General features: G+C 57.3%; 21 protein-coding genes. 8 read left to right on the top strand and 13 right to left on the bottom strand.

Annotated features, from left to right (window positions below):
* The first annotated feature begins 11 nt into the window (after window positions 1–11).
* A complete protein-coding gene (locus tag DY250_RS07715) occupies window positions 12–1,040 on the top strand; it encodes a WG repeat-containing protein (protein ID WP_115611787.1) in 1,029 nt (342 codons plus the stop codon).
* A 177-nt stretch (window positions 1,041–1,217) separates the two neighbouring features.
* Here DY250_RS07715 and gmk read toward each other — a convergent pair whose 3' ends face one another.
* Window positions 1,218–1,829 carry a guanylate kinase gene (gmk, locus tag DY250_RS07710; RefSeq protein ID WP_115611786.1) on the bottom strand — a complete coding sequence of 204 codons (612 nt, stop codon included), beginning with the start codon at window positions 1,827–1,829 and terminating at the stop codon, window positions 1,218–1,220.
* A gap of 101 nt (window positions 1,830–1,930) precedes the next feature.
* Window positions 1,931–2,698 (bottom strand): class I SAM-dependent methyltransferase, encoded by a 768-nt coding sequence (locus tag DY250_RS07705; protein ID WP_245951066.1) that lies wholly within the window; start codon window positions 2,696–2,698, stop codon window positions 1,931–1,933.
* Window positions 2,699–2,772: 74 nt separating this feature from the next.
* On the opposite strand from DY250_RS07705, the gene nagA reads away from it, so the two are divergent.
* The 6 genes from nagA to pcp all read left to right on the top strand — a co-directional run bounded on the left by nagA (window position 2,773) and on the right by pcp (window position 7,754).
* On the top strand, window positions 2,773–3,897 hold the full coding sequence (gene nagA / locus DY250_RS07700; RefSeq protein ID WP_115611784.1) for an N-acetylglucosamine-6-phosphate deacetylase: 1,125 nt from the start codon (window positions 2,773–2,775) through the stop codon (window positions 3,895–3,897).
* 36 nt (window positions 3,898–3,933) lie between these two features.
* Window positions 3,934–4,173: a hypothetical protein gene (locus tag DY250_RS14020; RefSeq protein ID WP_172542280.1), complete on the top strand. Its 240-nt coding sequence runs from the start codon at window positions 3,934–3,936 to the stop codon at window positions 4,171–4,173.
* A 456-nt stretch (window positions 4,174–4,629) separates the two neighbouring features.
* Entirely contained in the window at window positions 4,630–5,073 is a 444-nt protein-coding gene (locus DY250_RS07690) for a gamma-glutamylcyclotransferase family protein (RefSeq protein ID WP_115611782.1), read from the top strand.
* 314 nt (window positions 5,074–5,387) lie between these two features.
* Complete coding sequence (locus tag DY250_RS07685) at window positions 5,388–6,131, top strand: DUF969 domain-containing protein (RefSeq protein WP_115611781.1); 744 nt, start codon at window positions 5,388–5,390, stop codon at window positions 6,129–6,131.
* Window positions 6,132–6,140: 9 nt separating this feature from the next.
* Window positions 6,141–7,118, top strand: a complete 978-nt coding sequence (locus tag DY250_RS07680; RefSeq protein WP_115611780.1) for a DUF979 domain-containing protein — start codon at window positions 6,141–6,143, stop codon at window positions 7,116–7,118.
* A gap of 15 nt (window positions 7,119–7,133) precedes the next feature.
* Entirely contained in the window at window positions 7,134–7,754 is a 621-nt protein-coding gene (gene pcp / locus DY250_RS07675; protein WP_115611779.1) for a pyroglutamyl-peptidase I, read from the top strand.
* Here pcp and DY250_RS07670 read toward each other — a convergent pair.
* From DY250_RS07670 to DY250_RS07620, 10 genes are all read right to left on the bottom strand, one after another.
* Window positions 7,717–7,920: a hypothetical protein gene (locus DY250_RS07670; protein ID WP_147293487.1), complete on the bottom strand. Its 204-nt coding sequence runs from the start codon at window positions 7,918–7,920 to the stop codon at window positions 7,717–7,719. The genes pcp and DY250_RS07670 overlap by 38 nt on opposite strands.
* Window positions 7,921–8,105: 185 nt before the next feature.
* Entirely contained in the window at window positions 8,106–8,687 is a 582-nt protein-coding gene (locus DY250_RS07665; protein WP_115611777.1) for an IMPACT family protein, read from the bottom strand.
* Between the two features lie 325 nt (window positions 8,688–9,012).
* Window positions 9,013–9,528 carry a protein disulfide oxidoreductase gene (locus tag DY250_RS07660; protein ID WP_115611776.1) on the bottom strand — a complete coding sequence of 172 codons (516 nt, stop codon included), beginning with the start codon at window positions 9,526–9,528 and terminating at the stop codon, window positions 9,013–9,015.
* Window positions 9,525–9,965, bottom strand: coding sequence for a cytochrome b/b6 domain-containing protein (locus DY250_RS07655; protein ID WP_281270402.1), 441 nt, complete (start codon window positions 9,963–9,965; stop codon window positions 9,525–9,527). Before DY250_RS07655 ends, DY250_RS07660 begins: the two co-directional genes overlap by 4 nt.
* A gap of 49 nt (window positions 9,966–10,014) precedes the next feature.
* Window positions 10,015–11,703, bottom strand: a complete 1,689-nt coding sequence (locus DY250_RS07650) for a caspase family protein (RefSeq protein ID WP_115611774.1) — start codon at window positions 11,701–11,703, stop codon at window positions 10,015–10,017.
* Between the two features lie 50 nt (window positions 11,704–11,753).
* Window positions 11,754–12,794, bottom strand: a complete 1,041-nt coding sequence (locus tag DY250_RS07645; RefSeq protein WP_115611773.1) for an FRG domain-containing protein — start codon at window positions 12,792–12,794, stop codon at window positions 11,754–11,756.
* 65 nt (window positions 12,795–12,859) lie between these two features.
* A complete protein-coding gene (locus DY250_RS07640) occupies window positions 12,860–14,191 on the bottom strand; it encodes a replication-associated recombination protein A (RefSeq protein WP_115612801.1) in 1,332 nt (443 codons plus the stop codon).
* Between the two features lie 202 nt (window positions 14,192–14,393).
* The gene (gene lolA / locus DY250_RS07635) at window positions 14,394–15,200 is read right to left on the bottom strand and encodes an outer membrane lipoprotein periplasmic chaperone LolA (protein WP_115611772.1); all 807 of its coding nucleotides are present in this window, start codon (window positions 15,198–15,200) and stop codon (window positions 14,394–14,396) included.
* A gap of 80 nt (window positions 15,201–15,280) precedes the next feature.
* Complete coding sequence (locus tag DY250_RS07630) at window positions 15,281–18,166, bottom strand: DNA translocase FtsK (protein WP_115611771.1); 2,886 nt, start codon at window positions 18,164–18,166, stop codon at window positions 15,281–15,283.
* A gap of 103 nt (window positions 18,167–18,269) precedes the next feature.
* Complete coding sequence (locus DY250_RS07620; RefSeq protein WP_115611770.1) at window positions 18,270–18,551, bottom strand: helix-turn-helix domain-containing protein; 282 nt, start codon at window positions 18,549–18,551, stop codon at window positions 18,270–18,272.
* A gap of 67 nt (window positions 18,552–18,618) precedes the next feature.
* On the opposite strand from DY250_RS07620, the gene DY250_RS07615 reads away from it, so the two are divergent.
* A complete protein-coding gene (locus DY250_RS07615; RefSeq protein ID WP_115611769.1) occupies window positions 18,619–19,578 on the top strand; it encodes a GTPase family protein in 960 nt (319 codons plus the stop codon).
* A gap of 53 nt (window positions 19,579–19,631) precedes the next feature.
* On the opposite strand, the gene DY250_RS07610 is transcribed toward DY250_RS07615, so the two are convergent.
* Window positions 19,632–20,084 carry a copper resistance protein NlpE gene (locus DY250_RS07610; protein WP_115612800.1) on the bottom strand — a complete coding sequence of 151 codons (453 nt, stop codon included), beginning with the start codon at window positions 20,082–20,084 and terminating at the stop codon, window positions 19,632–19,634.
* Between the last annotated feature and the right edge of the window lie 62 nt (window positions 20,085–20,146).

The raw sequence follows: 20,146 nt of genomic DNA, 5'->3' as shown, positions 1-20,146 counted from the left end.
CGGAGAATCCCATGCCCCGTCTCTACATCGCCTCACTCCTCACCTTGCTGCTGATGCCGCCGCTCATTGCCGCTCCGCTGCATTATTTTCGGGAAGACGACCGGGTCGGCCTGAAAGACGAGGCGGGGCGGGTACTGGTGCCCGCCCGCTATCCCGATATCGGCTGGACAGTGTATGACGAGGATCCGCAGAGCGGAGAAATCGAATTTATCACCAGCATTCATCAGCCGCGCGCCGCCGACGACGCCCCGGCCTGGGCAGCGGGCGATATCTACGACCGTGCCGGCCACTACCTCTACTCGCCCATTTCTTTTGACAACGGCATGGATTACTGGGAGGAAGGCTACCGCCGTTTCATTGAAGACGGCAAAGTCGGCTTCGTTGATGGCAACGGACGCAAAGTCATCCCCGCGCAATACGCCGCTGCCGATCCTTTCTCGCACGGCTATGCAACCGTCTATACCGGTAACTGGCGCACCAAATGGGTGGATGGCGGCGAACACGCCGTGCTGGATGCCGTGGATGCCAGCGCGCAAACTCACGTCATCAACCAGCGCGGTGAGATCGTGACCGGCAGGGCACAACCGCTCGCGCCGCAAGACGTAAAGATAGGCGGGCGCTACTATCCCTATCCCTTTACCCACAACCCCTTCGAGCAGCACATCGTGGCAAAGCTCAACGCGACCGCTGCGCTGGGAGATTTGGCGTATTACGATGATGGACGCCCGCGTGATGGCCGCAGCCTCGCCTTCGCTATCACCGCCCGCCCCAGCCGTGTCGAACCCTACTACCGCGTGAGTGCCTACGAATACGACCGCGAGCGGCAACCGTACCGCAACGAGGAACTGTCCCGCATCGTTGCTGACCGCGATGGCCGTCTCTACTACCGCGCCTGGGGTGAAAACACGCTGATACCGCTGAAAACCTGGCTGCGCGGCGCCCTGCACGAAGTCCGCACGGACATGGTGCAACGCCGCGATGGACTCAACCGCTTCGATGTCGAACGCCGCCTGCGTGAACTGCCGTTACAGTGGTTTTAGGCGGCCGCTGCATGTGTGGAAAAGGGCCACAAAAAACCTCCCCGCCGGGGAGGCTTTTTTGTCGTATACGAAGACCCGCCAAGCGGGCGAGGGATTTCTCTTTGTTTTTCAGCTATTTTTTCAACTATTAAGATGGGCAGATACCTATGGCCAAGCGGGATAAATTGCAGCTTCCGCTTACTGACCCAGCCGCGCCAGCAGCGGCTGCAAATCCTGCTCGCGCCGTGTGCGGCGCAGGCGGTCGGTGGTAATCAGCGCCTGCAATTCTCCGGCCGCTTGCGCAAACACCTCGTTGACAATCACAAACTCAAACGCGCTGAAGTGGCTGATCTGCTCCTCCGCCTCCGCCATGCGCTTTTCCACCACCGCAGGGTTGTCCTGTCCGCGTGCGGTCAAGCGTTCGCGCAAAACATCCAGCGACGGCGGCAGCAGAAACACCGTCCGCGTATCCGGGCGGCGTGCCATCACCTGCTGCGCGCCCTGCCAGTCAATGCTCAAAATCACGTCCTTGCCTGCCGCAAGCAGCGCGTCCACCTGCGCCGCCGCTGTGCCGTAAGCATTGTGGAAAACCTGCGCATATTCGAGAAAACCGTCAGCATCAATCATCGCCTGGAAGCGCTCGGGCGGGACGAAAAAATAATGCACGCCCTCGATCTCGCCGGGACGCGCTGGCCGCGTCGTGTGCGATACGCTTTCGACCACATCATCCAGCACGCGCACTGCCTCGGCAATCAAGCTTGTTTTGCCGCCGCCGGACGGCGCAGCCACAATCCACAACTGACCCTGCATAAAACCCTCTGAGACATGAAAAAACGGCGCGTACTTTATCACCCCCCCCGACGCTATGCGGCGAAAAATACCGCCTCGCGCGGGCTGCGGTGATGAGCCGCTCAAGCGCAGATTCCTTTCACCGCGTGGGCGCGGGCGGTAACGCGGATGCTGCCGTCAGGTTCGGCAGGCAGGCGTTCTTGTAATACCGCGCGTACTGCCGCCTGCATGTCTGCCGGTAAGGCGGCAAAGCGGGCACCGATGCTGGCGCTATCGGCCAGTGCCTGCCAGTAGGCGGCGAAATCGGGATAGCGTTGGGCGACGGTGAAAGCGCAGGTTTCCACTTCTTGCAGGCCGGCCTGCTCCCACAAGGCCTGCAACTGCGCGAGTGCGGTTGTTTCATCGGAAGCGGCCCGGTCGGGCTGCACACCGCAGTCGAGCAGGGCGGCAAAAGCGTCGGCGTAGGGGAAGCCATGCGGCAAATCCCAAATGTAGGTGGCAATCATCCCGCCACTGCGCACCACGCGCTGCATTTCACGCACGGCTTGCAGCGCATCAGCGAGAAAGACGATAACCAGCGCCATTGCGGCAGCATCGAAACTGCCAGCGGCAAAGGGCAAGGCGTTGGCATCGCCGTGGTGCAGGGCGATTGTCTGCGGTAGACGCTGTCGCGCGTGGGCAAGCAGTTCCGGTGAGATGTCGATGCCGTCCAGTCTTGCCGGTTGTGTCTGTTGCCACAACAGTTCGCTGAATATGCCGCTGCCGCAGCCGTTATCCAGCCAGCGCAGGCCGTGCGGTTGTCCCAGCCAGTCTAAAAACTGTCCGCCTGCCGCGCGGCTCCAGCCGCCCATGTAGCGTTCGTAAGCGGCGGGATCGTTGAATTGGGCCATGTTGATTCTCCACAAAAATATCATCATAAACCCTCAGCGCTACAATAGCCGCCTAACTTTAATCAGGAACTACCATGACCCTCTATTACCAAGGCGCGCGTATCTTTCACGACGGCATCATGTTGCACGAGCACAGCCTGCTCGTTGACGGTGGCAAAACCGTCGCCATCATCGCCGACAGCGATCTGCCCACTGACGCAGCCGTGTGCTGCCTGGACGGCGGCATCCTCAGCCCCGGCTTCATCGAAACACAGGCAAACGGTGGCGGCGGTTATCTGGTGAATGCGCACTGCGACGCGGAAGGTCTGGCGCACATTCTCGCCGCGCACCGTGCCTATGGCACCGTCGCTATGCTGCCGACCTTCATCTGCGACACACAAGACAACTACCTGCGCGGCATTGCCAGCATCGCCGAAGCGAGCCGCCATGTGCACGGCATCCTCGGCGGGCATTTCGAAGGGCCGTTCATCCATCCGGAAAAACACGGCACGCACGATCCGCGCCTCATCCGCGCGCCCGATGACAAAGACTTTGCCTGCTATGAAAAACACGCCGCCGGCCTGCAACACAGCATCATTTCGCTGGCGCCGGAACGCGTTCCGGCGGGCACCGTCCGCCGCATCCGCGACCTCGGTATCCGCGTCAACGCCGCGCACACGATGGCGGCGAAAGCCGATATGCAGCGCGCCTTCACTGAAGGCCTCGGCGGCGTGACCCACCTCTACAATGCCATGCCGCCGCTGGTGGGCCGCGAACCAGGTGTCATCGGCAGCGCCGCCGAACTGCGCCTCTACTGCGGCATCATCGCCGACGGCGTACATGTTGACCCCTTCTCGCTTGCGGCTGCCTGCAAACTCATCAGCAAAGACCGCCTTATCCTCGTCACCGATTCCATGCACACCATCGGCACGGATATCCGCGAATTTACCCTGCCGGGCGGGGTGCGCGTCTTCGTCGAAAAAGACCGTCTGGTTAACGAACACGGCTCGCTTGCCGGTGCGCACGTCACCCTGCTGCAATGCGTGCAAAACGCCATCCGCTACATGCACCTCGCGGTAGAAGACGCACTCGGCATGGTCATCACCAACCCCGCGCGCTACCTTGACCGCCCTGATCTGGCAAGCATTACCCGCCGCGGCGTGAATGACGTGCTATGGCTGAGCGATGCAATGCAGTTGCAGGCATTACCAACCACATAACATCACCCCGCCTCACCACAACCAAGAGAGGTCCTTATGAAAACCACGACACCACTGACGATTGCCTTGCTCTCTCTCAGTGCTCTCACCGCCTGTGGCGGTGGCGGAGGTCGCGAAAACTTTACCGCACCGTCACCGCCGGAAACCCCCACTATGCCGGATGCTTCGGACAGCTCGACCGCCACCCTGGCACCGACGACGGAAGATCCGCACAACTATTGGACCAAAGAGCGGATGAAAAACGCCCAACCCGTGCCAATGCCGGAAACGCCATAAACACTGGCGTCGCCAAGCGGCATAAATACTGGGCTCGCCAAGCGGCGTAAATACCGGTCCCGTCAAGCGGGATAAATACTGACCCCACCAAGCGGCGTAAATACCGGTCCCGTCAAGCGGGATAAATACTGACCCCACCAAGCGGCGTAAATACCGGTCCCGTCAAGCGGGATAAATACTGACCCCACCAAGCGGCGTAAATACCGGTCCCGTCAAGCGGGATAAATACTGGGCTCACCAAGCGGCGTAAATACCGGTCCCGTCAAGCGGGATAAATACTGGGCTCGCCAAGAGGCCACGGGGAAGTTTTTTGTCGTGTAGAAGGATGTCCAAATAAAACACGAGGTTGTAGCGGCAAATAGAAACGATGCTGTGCCGGCATCGGCTCGCCTCCTTCCTATTTAAAGCCACTATACTTTGCGCCGCTTGTTTAACCGATATAAAGGCAAAAAAATCATGAAGCAGAAACTGTATGCGGCATACGGCAGCAATTTGCACCTGGCGGATATGCGGCAGCGTTGCCCGCAGGCGGTGCGTGTTGGCCACGCGTTGCTTGGCGGCTATACCCTGCATTATCGCGGCAGGCCGGGTAATGTGATGCTGACCATCGAGCCGCAGGCGGATGGTGTGGTGCCACTGGGTATCTGGGCGGTCAGCGCTGCCGATGAGCAGGCGCTGGATGTCTATGAGGATTTTCCCGATTTGTACGGGAAGGTAACGATGACGGTCATGCTGCAAGGCAGAGACGGCAGCGAGTCGCCCGTCGAGGTATTTCTCTATGTAATGGTGGATGGGATGCCGCATGGGCAACCTGCCGCGCATTATGTGGAAATCTGTGAAATTGGCTATCGCGATTTCGGCTTCGATGTCAATATTTTGCACAACGCCGTGCGCAGTTGATGTTGTCGCCACAAAACTCTGCCCCTGTTCGCCAGAGCAGGGGATTTTTTCGGCACGAATGATACGAAAGACGCGTTTTTTTGCCCAAAAACAGGGAATCCCCAAGAAAGCGCAATAATCCGCTTGTATTCCACGCATAATTCCACAATTTCTTGACAACTTTATAATGAAAGCGCATATTTCCACACCAATTTCACATATCTTGCCGTGTCGGCGCACTCTTGCAGGAGGTAATCACCCATCACGTGACCGTTTCTATGCCCCTTTATGGCACAACCTCTTTCTTTTTCTTTATCTGATTTAGGAGTTCCCCCATGGAAAATGCCCAACATTTTCTGGATGCGCAGCAATTATGGGTGCTTTCGGGCATTCTGGTGATGGTGGTCGGTCTGGCCCTGCGTTTTAATGCGCTGCTAGTCGTTATCGTCGCCGGTTTTGTTACCGGTCTTGCCGCCAAGATGGGCGTGCGTGAAATTGTGACCATCATTGGTGACGCCTTTATTAAAAACCGCTATATGTCGCTATTTGTACTGGTATTGCCGGTGATTGGTCTCGCCGAGCATTACGGCTTGCGTGAACGCGCGGAAATTTTGATTGGCAAATTGAAAGCCGTGACTGCCGGGCGGATATTCAGCCTTTATATGTTTATCCGTCAATGTATCGTCGCTCTCGGCGTATCGCTGGGCGGCCACCCGACCTTTATCCGTCCGCTGATTGCACCGATGGGCGAAGCGGCAGCGCTGAAAGGACGGCAGGCTTCCAAGGAAACGCTGGACCGCATCCGCGCCCAGGCAGCCGCCAGCGAAAACTACGGCAATTTCTTCGGGCAATTGCTGTTTGTCGCTTCCGGCGGATTATTGCTGATTAAAGGTGTATTGGAACAAAACAATTTGCCCAGCGAATTGGAGACGATGGCGTTCTATTGCCTGCCAACAGCGATCATCGTTTTGCTGCTGGCTATTATCCGTTTCTATCTTTTTGACAAATCCATTGAGAAAGAGATTACCGCTTACAACGCGCAAGGCTCTCATGCCGATACCTCTGTTAATAAATCCTAGGATACTGCCATGAAAGAAGAAAGTATTTCCCTGCTTCAGCTGAAAAGCGTGATTACTCTGGATTATGTCTATATCTTTTGCGCCATTTATCTGCTGATATTCGGCATTCTGACCATTATTGACCGCAAGAACCCGAAGCGGATTGGTACGGCAGTATTCTGGATTGTTTATGCCATTACCTTTTACGGCTGTGATCATCTCGCCAAACTGACCGGCCTGGCTGCCGGGGAAATCGCCGGCTGGCTGGTCATCCTGATGGCTGTCATCGTCGCCACCAAGCAACTGGGCAAAGGCGAATACAAGGAAGCTGCACCAGCCGCGAAACTGGCCGCCGCCACGCGCCTCGGCAACTTGCTTTTCATCCCGGTGCTCGGCGTCGGTGTGCTCACCTTTTTCATTGCCTGGCCGCGTATCACCGACCTCGGTGCGCTCATCGGCTTTGGCGTCGCCGCGCTGCTGTCGCTGCTGCTTGTGTTCCTCATCACCCGTGGCTCGCCGCTGCAATCCTTCCATGAAGGCCGCCGCCTGCTCGATGCTATCGGCTGGGCCGCCATCCTCTCGCAATTGCTCGCCGCTCTCGGTACGCTCTTCGACAAGGCCGGCATTGGCGGCACCGTTTCCTACATCGTCGCGCAAATCGTGCCGACCCATATCGGCTTCGCCGTCGCCGCCGCTTACTGCATCGGCATGGCCTTCTTCACCGTCATCATGGGCAACGCTTTCGCCGCCTTTGCGGTGATGACGACCGGCATCGGCATCCCGCTCGCCATCCAGCTGCATCACGCCAACCCGCTGATTGTCGCACCGATTGCCATGCTGGCCGGTTATTGCGGCACGCTGATGACGCCGATGGCTGCCAACTTCAACATCGTCCCGGCGGCGCTCCTGGAAATGGACAACAAATACGGCGTCATCAAAGCGCAAATCCCGATGGCGCTTATCATGCTCTGCGTCAATATCCTTCTGATGTACTTCCTTGGCTTCTGAATAACGAGGTAAACCATGAAAAAACTGCTGATTACCGGCTTCCAACCCTTCGACGGCGAATCCGTCAACCCCGCGCTGGAAGTGGCGAAAGGCCTGCAAGGCAAAACCATCAACGGCTACGAAGTCATCGCGCGGGAAATCCCGGTGGTGCGTTTTGAGGCGCTGAAAGCCGTGCAGGCGGCAATTGAAGAATTGCAGCCCGATGTCGTCATCACCATCGGCCAGGCGGGCGGTCGCCCGGACATCACGGTGGAACGCGTCGGCATCAACATTGACGACTTCCGCATCCCCGACAACAAAGGCAACCAGCCGATTGACGAACCCATCGTCACCGGCGGCCCGGTCGCCTACTGGGCAACGCTGCCGATCAAAAAAATGGTCGCAAACGTCAAGGCGCAGGGCATCCCGGCCAGCGTATCCAACTCGGCCGGCACCTACGTCTGCAACCACCTGCTCTACGGCCTGTTGCACTACCTCACCACACAAGGCAAAACGGCCATCCCCGCCGGCTTCATCCACATCCCCTACCTGCCAGAACAAATGGCGGTGCGCAGCGGCAAAGACGCGCAAGTCGCCACCATGTCGCTCGATACCCTGCTCAAAGGGTTTGAAGCAATGATTGCGGCTTTGGATTAAGCGGCAGCCACGATAAAAAAACTCCGCTTTCTCGCAATGCAGCGGCCGCCTGCATGTAAAGCGCATCGGTTTCCCGCTCAATTGCCACGACCGTCAAGGCGCGCTTGCTGCGAGCGTCATAGAGGACCATAACGCCCCACTTACGGCCGAAACAGGTGGTGTTCATGACGAGGTTAACAGGCGCTTGTGGCAGCACGCCATTGGCTTGCGTGGCTGCTTTGGCGAGGTAACGACGGAGCAAATCCTTAAGACTTGTTGACGATGAACCTTACTGTGCTGCCCGGCAGCAGTCGTTTTACCGCAAAAATCGGTTGAGCAAGCCAAATGGCAACAGGTTCAAACGCCGTGCTTTCATTCTTCTGCTTGCACTTGAATCTGGTGCTGCGCCAACAGGCTTTGCAGTTGGGTAAATTGTTCCTGCGCCACGCTTGCCCGCAGCCGGCATTGCCAGTCCACTTCCTGTTCCAGAATCTGTGCCCCGGCGCGCTGGCAGTAGTTATAGAGGGTGCTCATCTGGGCGTAGTCGGCGGTGGCACGGAAGATGATTTGGGGAATCAGTGCTTCCAGTTCGGCAGTCTGCAAGGCGGCGCGGGTGCTTTCTTTATAGGCTTTGATGAGGCCGCCAGTGCCAAGCAGAATCCCGCCGAAGTAGCGCACTACAACCGCCAGGGAATCGCTCACGTCAAAGGACAGTAATTGTTGGTAGATGGGAAGTCCGGCGGTGCCTGAGGGTTCGCCGTCGTCATTGCAGCGGTATTCTTCTGCACCGAGACGGTAGGCGTAGCACCAATGGCGCGCTTTGGGATGTTCGCGTTTGACTTGAGCCAGCAGGGTTTCTGCCTCGGTAACGCCCGCAATAGGGAAGAGGTAGGCGATGAATTTGCTGTTTTTTATGCTGATTTCTGCGGAATGGGGCGCTTTGATGCGGTTCATGGGGCGATGTCTGGTTTGGAAGCGGTAGTTTAGGGTGATGAACGCTACTACGATTTTGGCGTGATGCGAAGGGTAATCCAAAGTTTGTCTCGTTTGACGACGATTCAAGCATCCGGGTTTTATCCCGCTTGATGTTTATCCCCCCTTCCGGCCTGCGGCCACCTTCCCCCGCAAGCGGGGGAAGGGATTTCTCCCTCGCTTTGCAACCGCCTGAGAATTTGGTGTTTATCCCGCTTGGCGGCTGGCGGAGAATCCAGTGCTTGTTCCGCTTGGCGGTGTCGGAGAGTCCGGTGTTTGTCCCGCTTGGCGGCGCTTTACTTTGCCGTTATCCGCTGATTTCCGCCCACCACAGACGCAATTTCAGGCCGGTCGCGCTCGTCCAGCCGCTGGTTGAGAGGCGCAGGCGGCCATTTTTGATGATGGCGATGGTCGGCGTGGCACGGACGTGCAGGGCGGCGCTGATGCGACCGTCAGCGTCGTTGACTACCGGGAATTGCCAGCCGTGTTCGCGCAGGTAGGCGGCGATATGGGCATCGTTGCCGGATTTGAGGGCGATGCTGACAACGCGGTAGCCGTCGCGGGCGAGGCGGTCGATGGCGGGCGAGGTGTGGCGGCAGTAGATGCACCAGTCGGCCCAGATGTAGAGCAGGGTAGGGCGGTTGTCGTCGAGGTGGAATGTCTTGCCGTCGCTGCTGGTGAGTGCAGGCAGATTGGCGATGGCGACGCTGTCCGGTGCGCGGTACCAGTCAAGCGCCAGGATAGCAGCGAGGATGATGAGCAGGTTCAGCATGATGCTGCGCAAGGTGCGCCACAGGCGGCGCGGTGGTTTGTTCTCGGTCATGGGGTGTTTTCGGGGTTGTTGCGGCGGACAGCCATGCGTTGGTGGATGGCCGTCATCAGGATGTGTCCGGCGATGAGCAGGAGCAGCAGCCAGGTGGCGCGGCTGTGCCAAAGGTCGACGAAGCGGGTCGCCGCGTTTTCCGCGCTGCCGTCACGGTCAGCGGCGGCGTCGCGGATGAGGGCGATGGTCGGCACGGTGAGCATGAGGAGGTAAAGCGCGAGATGCCCCAAGCGGGCGGCAAGGCTGGCAGCGCGTGGGCGCTGTTCGGCGGCGATTGCCCACAAGATGCGGGCGAAGACGGGCATGGGGGGCAGGGTGCCGGGGGCTTTGTGCACGGGGATGGGGGTTTTTGTGTGGCCGGAGAGGCGCCAGGCAACGGCAAGCAGGCACATGAGGGCGATGGCAACGGCCATGCCCCAGTGCGGGGCATGGCTGATGGTGTCGTAGTGGCTGGAGGTGTCGGGGGATCATGTGTGGCCGGGTGCTTTATTGGTAGGCCTGCAGGGCTTCTTGGGCAATTTTGTTGCCTTGTGCGGCAGCTTTTTCGTACCAGGCGCGGGCGGTGTCGTCATCCTGGGCGACGCCGAGGCCGTTCTGGTAGAGGTAGCCGAGGTTGCTCTGTGCGGCGGCAAACCCTTGTGCTGCCGCCTGTTCGTAGTATGCGCGGGCTTTGTCGTAATCCTGTGCGATACCAAGGCCGTGCTGGTAAAAGTAGCCGAGGTAGTTTTGCGCGGAGGGCAGTCCTTGTGCTGCGGCCTGTTCGTAGTATTCGCGGGCTTTATCGTAATCCTGGGCGACGCCGAGGCCGTTCTGGTAGAAGTAGCCGAGGGCGTTTTGCGTGTCGGCAAGTCCTTGTGCCGCGGCCTGTTCGTAGTATTCGCGCGCTTTGACGTAATCCTGCGCGACGCCGAGGCCGTTCTGGTAGAGGTAGCCGAGGTTGCTCTGCGCGCCGGCAAGTCCTTGTACCGCAGCCTGTTCGTAGTATTCGCGGGCTTTGTCATAATCCAGGGTGACGCCCAGCCCGTTCTGGTAGAGGTAGCCAAGGTTGCTCTGCGCGGCGGCGAGTCCTTGTGCCGCGGCCTGTTCGTAGAGCTTGTGTGCTTTGTGGTAGTCACGGGCGACGCCGAAACCGTTGCGGTAGAGGTAGCCGAGCTTGTTTTGGGCGGTAGCAAGGCCTTGTGCCGCCGCCTGTTCGTACCAGGCGCGGGCTGTAGCGTAGTCCTGATTGGTGCCAAGGCCATGTTCGTAAAGCAGGCCGAGCCGGTATTGTGCGCTGGCATGGCCTTGGGTTGCTAATGGTAGCAGGCGCTGGGCGGCAAGGACGTAGTCCTGTCTGTCGAGGGCGTCCAGGGCGTCCGCCATGACCGGATCGTTATCGCCCATGTTGGGATCTGTCGGGGAGTCCTGTGCGACGGCATTGCCCTGCGCGTCCGGCGCGGTGAAGTAGAAATCGCCTTCGATAGAGGCGTTGTACCACGGGCTTTGTCTGTCGCCGGTTTCGGCGCGCACGTCGCTGCGCACTTTTTTCAGCAGCTGTTCAAGGGGCAGGGGTTCTGCCATGCGTTTGACGAGGCTGGCGGTGTAGGGGCTGTTTTCTCCGAGTCCGTCCAGGGCGACTTTTCCTGGCGCGGTGGCATAGGCGATGAGGGTGCCGTCCGGGTAGTGGTTCATCGCGGCTAAACCACTGGGCACGCTGCGCTGGAAGCTGCGGAAAGGGATGTTGCGGCAGGCATCGAAGATGACGATGTTGAGGCCGCTGTTTTCCATCGAGGCCAGCACGTAGTCCACACTCACCGCTTTGCTGCGCAGATGGGCGGGGGCTTCGATTTTGTCGGTGGTGTCGATGGGCAGCAGGTAATTGTTGCCGTCGTATTGCAGACCGTGGCCGGAATAGTAGAAAAGGCCGACGGTGTTTTTGTCGAGCCTTTTGCTGAATGCGAGGATGGCGCTTTCCATATCTTCCAGCCCGGCGTCTTCCAGCTTGATGACCTGGAATCCGGCGCGTTCCAGCGCGTTTTGCATGGCGCGGGCGTCGTTGACAGGGTTAGCCAGCCGCCCGCCGCCCGGATAGCCGGCATTGCCGATGACAAGGGCGATGCGCTCTTGTGCGGCAAGTGCGGGCAGGGCAAGCAGGATGAATAAAAAAGTGGCGAAGGTGCGGATAAAACGTGACATGGCGTGTTCCAGTGGGGATGAAAGGGGCTATTTTAACGGGAGGGTGGAGGTTATTGGGGTTCGTACTGCTTCATGATTTCTGTCGCTTGCGCTTCCAGTTCGGGGAAGAGGGTGCGTTTGCTGATACCGAAGGATTTGAGTTCTTGCATGATGGCGGATTTGTTTTTCGCTTTAACGAGGATTTTTTGACTGTTTGAGGCGAAGCGTTGCCATTCATCAGGGATGGCAGCGGCTTCTGTTTTGTTACCCTCGATGCCGAATAGCAGGAAACAGCCTTGTTGGCGGGAAATACGGGCGTTGTTGAGTTTGGCGCGGACGCAGAGGACGCGATTAAAGTCACTAGGGTTGATAACAGGGCGGAAACTGGGTTTATCTGTTTGTATATCATGAAGTAGAGAGATTATGTCCGCATTGTTATTAAAAGATAAAAGGAAAGCTTTTTTACCTTCTATTTTTTTGTATTTTCTAATAGTAGAAGCGGTGGGAGAATATTCCCAATACCTATGCGCTCTTTTTCCTCTTTTATATTCATATTCTATTTCATAAATTATTTTTTCTTTACATTTTTCCTCCTTTTCTTTTTCATATTCATATTCTTTTTGAATTCTATCAGAATCTGCATTTTCTATAGCTTTAGATATATTAAATAAAAAATTTCTTAAGCTAATTGCTGACAGTATTGCTATTGTATCGCTATCCCCATATTTAATGTGTTCATTGGGTATGTCGAAAATAATCAGCTCACCATTTTTATTATGGTATTTTTTATTCCAGGTAGCGAAGTACAAAGCAACCAATGCATTCGCCGTCAAATCCAGCAAACGGGTACTGTATCCGTAGTGCTGCAATTTCACCAGTTTTTCAAAGAGGGTATCGCTGGGCGAGAAGTCGTCGGGACAGTAGGTCAGGGCATCTTTGATGATTTTGTCTTCGTTCTCGATGAGATGTTTGGCGCGATAGATACTGGGCAGTAATTTCCAGCCTTCATCGCCATGACCACGGAAGAAACGGGTATGTCCTTTTTCAGGTTCGCCGAGTGTTTGCAGGATTTGGGATAGGTCACTAATGCTGTTGATTTCGGTTGTTTCCATGTTTTGGGTATCCGTTGGGTCAGGTTGGTAAGGAAATGTTGTTTGGCGGCGGGCTGAAGCCCGCCCTACGTTTTTTCAGGGGGCGGCGGAGCGGGGTAGTTCGCCGCTTCATCCAGTGCGCGCAGTTGTTCGAGTTTATCAGCGAGTTTGATTTCAAAGCCGCGCCGGTTCGGCTGGTAGAAGTGGACGCCCGCTGCCGTCATCGCTTCCGGCAGGTAGGTTTGGCCGGCGGCGTAGGCTTGCGGTTCGTCATGGGCGTAGCGGTAGTTCGTGCCGTAGCCTTCGTTTTTATGCACGGCGGTCGGGGCGTTGCGCAGGTGCAGCGGTACGGGGTGGGCGGGGTTCGCGCGGACGTAGGCAAAGGCGGCTTTCATCGCTTTGTAGCTGGCGTTGCTTTTCGGCGCGAGGGCGAGGTAGGTGATGGTCTGGGCAAGCGCCAGGTAGCCTTCAGGGGCGCCGAGGCGTTCGTAGGTCTGGTAGGCGTTCAGGGCGAGGTTAAGGGCGTTCGGGTCGGCATTGCCGATGTCTTCGCTGGCGACGCACAGCATCCGCCGCGCGATAACGAGCGGGTCGGCGCCGCCGTCCACCATGCGCGCGAACCAGTACATGGCGCCGTCCGGATTCGAGCCGCGCAGGGATTTGTGAAAGGCGGAAAGGAGTTCGTAGAACCAGTCGCCCTGTTTGTCCAGCGCTTTCGGCTGGTCGGCGAGCGCTTGCGCGAGGGCGTCTTCGTCGCTTGCGCCCTGGCTGCGCAGCAGTGCCCATTCTTCGAGCCAGCCGATGGCTTTGCGCGCGTCGCCGCCGGACTGGTAGGCGATGGTGGCGAGGACGCTGTCGGCGGTGTCGTCGAGGTTGAGCGCGGCCACGCCCCGGCGCAGTTTTTCGATGAGTTCGTCTTCGCTCAAAGGTTGCAGGTGGAAGACGCGCAGGCGGGAGAGCAGGGCGTTGTTGAGATGGAAGGCGGGGTTTTCGGTGGTGGCACCGATGAGGATGAGGGTGCCGTCCTCGACGTAGGGCAGGAAGGCGTCTTGCTGGGCTTTGTTGAAGCGGTGGATTTCGTCGATAAAGAGGATGGTTTTGCGGCCCAGGCGGCGTTCTTGCTGGGCGTCAAGGACAGCTTCGCGCACTTCTTTGACGCCGGAGAAGACGGCAGAGAGGCGGATGAAGCGCGCAGCGAAGCGGTCGGCGAGCAGCAGGGCAAGGGTGGTTTTGCCGCAGCCGGGCGCGCCCCAGAGCAGCATGGAGAAGGGCTTTTGCTGGGCGATGGCGACGGTGAGCGGCATGCCGGGGCCGAGGATGTGCTTTTGCCCGATGTAGTCGGCAAGGGTTTTGGGGCGCAGGCGTTCGGCAAGTGGAACGTCGCCGCTGCGGCTGAAGAGGGAGGGTTGGCCGGTCATGGTGGGGTGTTGGGTGGTAGGTGTCCGCGTGATTGTACGCAAGTTTGCGGGCAGGTTTGGCAAGAGGGCAGGGCGGTTGTTTGGCGGCATGGGTGCCGGGTTCGGCAAGCGGGATAGTCGTGCGGTTTTTCGCTCATCGTCGGGATAAAAAAAGTGGGCACGATGCCCACTTGTTTTGTTATCCAGGGTGTCCGCCCCGTATTTATTTGCCGACGACGTCAACGCCTTTGGGTGGTGTGAACTCAAATTGACTGGCGGGGATGCCGACGTTGCGCTTCATGTTGGTGAAGTTGAGGATGGTTTGGCTGCTGCCGCCGTCGATCATCACGGCGCTGATGCTGTTGCCGTCAAGGATGACCCAGAGGGCATCGTATTCTTCCTGGCGGGTTTTCGGTTTCAGGCGGTAGGTGACGCCGTTACCCACCCATTTTTGCAGGCGCGGCGGGGTGAGGTTTTTGACGACGCGGTCGATGTTGTAGTTGCGCGAGATGTTGTCTTCGCCGTTCAGGAGTTCAACGGCGACGTCGCCGACGAGTTCGTCACGGCCACGGATGCTGATTTGTTCGAGATCGATGTCGTAGTGGTACACCTTTTTGCCGTTACTGATGATTTTTTGCGGGTTCGGGCTTTGGTAGTCCCAGTAGAATTTGCCGGGTTTGGCGACCCACATCCGGCCTTTGCTGGTTTCTTCGCCGCGCTTGTTGTACACGGTTTGGGTGAAGCTCGCTTGCAGGTCTTTGGTGCCTTTCATGAAGGTATCCAGCGCGTTACCACTGGTGGCGCTACTCGCGGCGGCAGCGGGTTTGTCAGCAGGTCTTTCTGTATTTGCTGCCGGCTGTTCTGTGCTTGCGGTTGGTTTTTTGTCGGCAGCGGGGCGGCGCTGGTAGAGGGAATTGGTGGCGGCCTGTTTGGCAGCGGCAGCATTATCAGCGGGTTTTGTCGCCGCTTGCTGGCTGTATGCGGGCAGGGCGAGGGCTATGCTGAGGCTGATGAGCAGGGTTTTTTTCATGTGGGTTCCTTGTGGTTTAGCGGAGGCGGGATTATGCGGGGCTATGGTTTGCCGCCGCTTTGGCGGCAAGTGACGGGCTTTTAATAGTCGTCGCCGCCTGTGCCGCCGGTAGTGAGGACTTTGCGCACGCCTTTGTGGTCCGGCGGGGAAACAAGACCGGCGCGTTCCATAACGTCCACCATGCGTGCGGCACGGTTGTAGCCGATGCTGAGGTGGCGTTGCAGGCCGGAGATGGAGGCTTTGCCGGATTCGATGACGACTTGCACGGCCTGGTCGTAGAGTGGGTCGAGTTCGGCATCGTCGCCGTCTTTTCCGCCGCCGTTGCCATTACCGTTATTCGTGGCGGCAGGGGCGAGGATGGCGTCTTCGTAGTCGGGCTCGCCCTGGGTTTTGAGGTAGGTGGTGAGGCGATCCACTTCCTGGTCGTCGATGTAGGCGCCGTGAACGCGGCGCGCGCCGCCCACACCGGGCGAGAGGAAGAGCATGTCGCCATTGCCGAGCAGGGTTTCCGCGCCCTGGCCGTTCAGAATGGTGCGCGAGTCGATCTTGGAGGAAACCTGGAAGGCGATGCGCGTCGGGATGTTGGATTTGATAAGGCCGGTGATAACGTCCACGGAGGGGCGCTGGGTAGCGAGGATGAGGTGGATGCCCGCCGCGCGTGCTTTTTGCGCAATGCGCGCGATGAGTTGTTCGACGTTTTTTCCGGCGACCATCATCAGGTCGGCGAGTTCGTCAATAACGATGACGATGTAGGGCAGGGTTTTCAGTACGGGCGGCTGGTTGGCAAGGCCGATATAGAGGGCGGGGTCAACTGTCGGATCGGTGATGCGTTCGCCGCGCGCTTCGGCTTCGCGGATGACTTTGTTGAATTCGTCCATTTTGCGCACTTTCAAGGCGACCATGAGCTGGTAGCGGCGTTCCATTTCGGCCACTGCCCAGCGCAGGGCGTTTTCGGCGTCGCTCATATCGGTGACAACCGGGGTGAGCAGGTGCGGGATGTCGCGGTACATGGCGAGTTCGACGGTTTTCGGATCCACCAGGATGAGTTTGAGTTCGTCCGGCTTGGACTTGTACAGCATACTGGCGAGGATGACGTTGATGCCGACGGATTTGCCCGAGCCGGTGGTACCGGCAACGAGCAGGTGCGGCATTTTGCCGAGGTTGGTGATGATGGGTTTGCCGCTGATGTCCGCGCCGAGGACGACAGTAAGCGGGGAGGTCTCTTTCTGGTATTGTGGGGATTCAAGAACTCCGCGCAGCGGCACCATTTCCCGCTTGCGGTTCGGGATTTCGAGGCCGATGAAGGGGCGGCCAGGGATGACTTCAACAACGCGCACACTAGGCACAGAGAGGAGGCGGGCGATGTCGCGGTCAAGGTTGGTGATGGAGCTGACTTTGATGCCGGGGGCGAGCGAGAGTTCGATGCAGGTAACGACCGGGCCGACGGTGATATTTTCGACGCGCACGCTGAGTTTGTAGTTTTTCAGCGCCTGTTCGACTTGCATCGCCATTTCGTCCAGTTCTTCGTCGCTGTAATCGGCGACGGCGGTGGTACCCGGATTGAGAAGATTCAGGTCGGGCAGCCGATAGGCATTGTTTTGCGGAGCGGTGATAGGAGCAGATACCGCGCGAGTGGCGGTCAGGGTGATAGCGCCGCCCTTGCTGCCGGTGGCGACGTTATTCAGGCGGACACGCAGTTGCGGTTCGTGGCGACCGTCGGTGTTTTCTTCGGCTGTGTTGTCGGCGACGTTATCACCGTCGTTATCCAGCGCGGCGAAGTCTTCTTCGTCCATTTCTTCCAGTGCTTCGTCGTTTGCCGGGTCGTTGATAGCGGGCGGGTAAGCGTCGTTTTCGTCGCCACGCAGTGGCAGTCCAGCGTTCTGGCGGCGGGCGAAATAGTCACTTTTCGGGCGGTATTCTTCTTCGTCGGTAGGTTCGGCAGAGGTTTCTGCGGTGGCATTCTGTGCTTTGTAATGCGCCCAGCTGATGTTTGGCTCGCTGCGCTGCGGCGTCGCCGAGACATCATCTTCCGGCGGGGTGTAACGCGGTGGCGCGCGGAATGGCGGCGGTTCGTCGCCGTCCAGATCGGTCATGCCGCTCAGGCCGAAGGGATTGTTGTTTTGCGGCGGACGCGGTGGCACGGTCTGCATTACCGGCGTGTGCGGCGCGCGTGTACTACGGCGCTGTTTGCTCTTGTTGATGAGGTTCAGCAGGCGATCGCGCAGGTTGGGGAAGATAGCGGCAGCCGAGGCCATCGCGCCGCCGGTACCCGCGTTGCTTGCTTCTGCGTCACCAGGGGTGGCGAATGCGCTGGGACGGCAGGCAGTATCCGTCGTTGCAATTTTGCGCGTATGGAGGGAGTGATGGATTTTGCCATGTACCCAGTTGTAAAGATTGATGCCCCACTGCCCGACGGTATCCAGTATTTTTGCCCAGTTCAGTTCCGCGAGCAGGGTGATGCCGATGAGGAACAGCAGGGTGTAGATGCTCATCACCAGCTGCACCGGCCACATTTTTAGCAATTCAATGGAAATTTTCAGCCCGACCACGCCACCGCCGGTGACGGCAAGCGAGTTGATTTTGACGTCGCAATGCAGCGACAGGATGCCGCACAGCGAGACGATGGCAATTACCAAAGCAAAGCATTTCCAGATCATCAATTCGGCGTCAATTTGTGCGCGGCACACGCTTTGCCAGCCGATGGTTGCCACGCCGAAAGGCAGCAGATAAGCGGCATAACCGAGCAGGGAAAAGAGCAGGTCTGCGGTATAAGCACCGAGCGTACCGAGGAAATGGCGGGTTTCCTGCGCTTCGCCGGATGTACTCCAGCCCGGGTCAGTGTTGTGATAACCGAATAGAACCAAGAGCAGCACGAAGGCGGCGGCAATAGAGAGAATGAACCATAAATCGGAAATGCCACGGCGCAAATGATAACGCCAGCTATCAATCGGGGAGGGAGGGGACATAAGGCGAGTTATTTTGCTAAGACGTAATAAAAGGCGGCATTGTAAAAAAATACCGGCGGGTTTACCACAGAAAAACCCGCCCGGCAGGCGCGCGGGGCGGGGTTCAGTTGCTCTGAGGGCTAGGAATCGTGACTGACGGAAACTCTGTTCTGAACCGCTGCAAAACGTACTCCGGCAGCATATCCAACGCCTCGCAGTACGCCATAAACTCGAAAACATCCAAACGGCGATCGCCTGTTTCCACCTTGCCCACAAAGGAATAAACCACATCCAGCCGTTCTGCCAGTGCCCGCTGCGATAAGCCCAATGCCACACGCCGCTCTGTGAGCAATTGGCGCAGCCATAGGCTTTCGGGTGCATGAACAGACAGGCGGATATTCTTCATTGCACCGATTTTAGGTTCAACGTAAAATGCCCCTGTTTTAGGTGCAAACAACTAGGAGTTGGATTTTATGAATGAAAACAAAGACCCAGTAGTAACAAACGAAACCTCTTATGAAGAACGTAAAAGGCATAAAGAACTTATTGAACGGGCAAATGATAATTTCCCTGCTATACCGCAAGGAAACAGCAGAAATGATTATGCGGAATTGCGCAGGAAAATAGCCGAGAAAATTAAAGAACTGCGCAATTACACCCCCAGAGTAGGTATCTTTGGCGTAACTGGTGTCGGCAAATCTTCTCTATGTAATGCGCTTTTTGGGCAGGAGGTTGCCAAAATCAGTGATATAGCAGCCTGTACCCGAGAACCGCAGGAAATTTTTATAGGGAATTCCAGTGGGCAAGGCGGTATCCGCTTGATTGACGTCCCTGGTGTTGGTGAAACAGGCGCGCGGGACGAAGAATATTTCGCTCTATACAAAAGCCTGGTGCCAGAGCTGGATTTGGTCATTTGGGTCATTAAAGGAGATGACCGTGCTTACTCTATTCCGGAGAAAGTTTATAAAGAAATCTTGGAACCCCAGAAAGAGCGATGCCCGGTCTTATTTGTCATTAATCAGGTGGATAAGATAAATCCTTTATTTGATTGGGATAGGGATAACCACATCCCAGGCAAGGAACAAGAAAAAAACATCCAGCTAAAAATACTGGAAATTGTCAAAACCTTTGATGTGCCGCCAAGTCGCATTCAAACGGCTTCGGCAGAAGAAAAATACAATTTAACTGCCGTAATGGATGCCATTGTTGACATTGTTCCCAAGGAAAAAAAGTTTGCTTTTACCCGTGAAGCAAAAGAGTCTGTCATTACAGAAAAGGCAGCAAAAGCAGGAGAAAAGGGTATCTGGGATACCGTTAAAGAAATGGCAGGTAAGGCTTGGGATAGCGTGAAAGATTTCGCAACTGATGTCATGATTACCACGGCAACAAAGTATGTCAAAAAAATAACAAGCTGGTTGGGCTCGTTGCTTTGAAATCATCACAAGAAAAAACCGCCTGTTCAGGCGGTTTTTTCTTGCAGAAGCTATCACATCATCGCGTCTTTCATCAGCTGAAACGCTTCCGGATTGGCGGTAGGAATCTGTTCGCCGTTGGGCAGGCGCATTTCCAGATGATCGGGGTGCACGCGGAATATCTTGCGCTGCCCCTCACTATCAATGGCGATATGACTGCCGTCTGGCAACCACTCAAAGCGCCCTTTGCTAGTGCGGTCCTTGTCGTCAATGCCGAGCATCCGGGTGCGCGTCTGATAAGTCATATCCGGCTTGAGGACGATCATTGTTGCCACGCCCTCGCAGGTCGAACACGGCAGAATCCCCTGATACGTCCCCGGCCATTGCACCGTCTGCCGGGCATTCTCAACTACCGCCGTATCCCCGCGTTTGACCGGGCGTACCACCACGTCACCCCCTTTCTTGCCGGAAGAAGAACAGCCGCTGAGTACAGCGAGCAGACACAACAGAAAAAAACGATTCAGCATGATGAAAAATCCGAAAAAACAACGGCGGCACATAATAGGAAAAAACCACTGCCGTGCAAGTA

Origin of the sequence: Cardiobacterium valvarum (assembly GCF_900460955.1) — a bacterium.
GTDB lineage: Bacteria > Pseudomonadota > Gammaproteobacteria > Cardiobacteriales > Cardiobacteriaceae > Cardiobacterium > Cardiobacterium valvarum.
This window is presented reverse-complemented; position numbering and strand designations above follow the sequence as displayed.

What these genes read in the sequence shown, in the direction of transcription:
- DY250_RS07715 (WP_115611787.1), top strand. Translation starts at nt 12, where the DNA reads ATGCCCCGTCTCTACATCGCCTCACTCCTCACCTTGCTGCTGATGCCG.
- gmk (WP_115611786.1), bottom strand. Translation starts at nt 1,829, where the DNA reads ATGCAGGGTCAGTTGTGGATTGTGGCTGCGCCGTCCGGCGGCGGCAAA.
- DY250_RS07705 (WP_245951066.1), bottom strand. Translation starts at nt 2,698, where the DNA reads ATGGCCCAATTCAACGATCCCGCCGCTTACGAACGCTACATGGGCGGC.
- nagA (WP_115611784.1), top strand. Translation starts at nt 2,773, where the DNA reads ATGACCCTCTATTACCAAGGCGCGCGTATCTTTCACGACGGCATCATG.
- DY250_RS14020 (WP_172542280.1), top strand. Translation starts at nt 3,934, where the DNA reads ATGAAAACCACGACACCACTGACGATTGCCTTGCTCTCTCTCAGTGCT.
- DY250_RS07690 (WP_115611782.1), top strand. Translation starts at nt 4,630, where the DNA reads ATGAAGCAGAAACTGTATGCGGCATACGGCAGCAATTTGCACCTGGCG.
- DY250_RS07685 (WP_115611781.1), top strand. Translation starts at nt 5,388, where the DNA reads ATGGAAAATGCCCAACATTTTCTGGATGCGCAGCAATTATGGGTGCTT.
- DY250_RS07680 (WP_115611780.1), top strand. Translation starts at nt 6,141, where the DNA reads ATGAAAGAAGAAAGTATTTCCCTGCTTCAGCTGAAAAGCGTGATTACT.
- pcp (WP_115611779.1), top strand. Translation starts at nt 7,134, where the DNA reads ATGAAAAAACTGCTGATTACCGGCTTCCAACCCTTCGACGGCGAATCC.
- DY250_RS07670 (WP_147293487.1), bottom strand. Translation starts at nt 7,920, where the DNA reads ATGAACACCACCTGTTTCGGCCGTAAGTGGGGCGTTATGGTCCTCTAT.
- DY250_RS07665 (WP_115611777.1), bottom strand. Translation starts at nt 8,687, where the DNA reads ATGAACCGCATCAAAGCGCCCCATTCCGCAGAAATCAGCATAAAAAAC.
- DY250_RS07660 (WP_115611776.1), bottom strand. Translation starts at nt 9,528, where the DNA reads ATGACCGAGAACAAACCACCGCGCCGCCTGTGGCGCACCTTGCGCAGC.
- DY250_RS07650 (WP_115611774.1), bottom strand. Translation starts at nt 11,703, where the DNA reads ATGTCACGTTTTATCCGCACCTTCGCCACTTTTTTATTCATCCTGCTT.
- DY250_RS07645 (WP_115611773.1), bottom strand. Translation starts at nt 12,794, where the DNA reads ATGGAAACAACCGAAATCAACAGCATTAGTGACCTATCCCAAATCCTG.
- DY250_RS07640 (WP_115612801.1), bottom strand. Translation starts at nt 14,191, where the DNA reads ATGACCGGCCAACCCTCCCTCTTCAGCCGCAGCGGCGACGTTCCACTT.
- lolA (WP_115611772.1), bottom strand. Translation starts at nt 15,200, where the DNA reads ATGAAAAAAACCCTGCTCATCAGCCTCAGCATAGCCCTCGCCCTGCCC.
- DY250_RS07630 (WP_115611771.1), bottom strand. Translation starts at nt 18,166, where the DNA reads ATGTCCCCTCCCTCCCCGATTGATAGCTGGCGTTATCATTTGCGCCGT.
- DY250_RS07620 (WP_115611770.1), bottom strand. Translation starts at nt 18,551, where the DNA reads ATGAAGAATATCCGCCTGTCTGTTCATGCACCCGAAAGCCTATGGCTG.
- DY250_RS07615 (WP_115611769.1), top strand. Translation starts at nt 18,619, where the DNA reads ATGAATGAAAACAAAGACCCAGTAGTAACAAACGAAACCTCTTATGAA.
- DY250_RS07610 (WP_115612800.1), bottom strand. Translation starts at nt 20,084, where the DNA reads ATGCTGAATCGTTTTTTTCTGTTGTGTCTGCTCGCTGTACTCAGCGGC.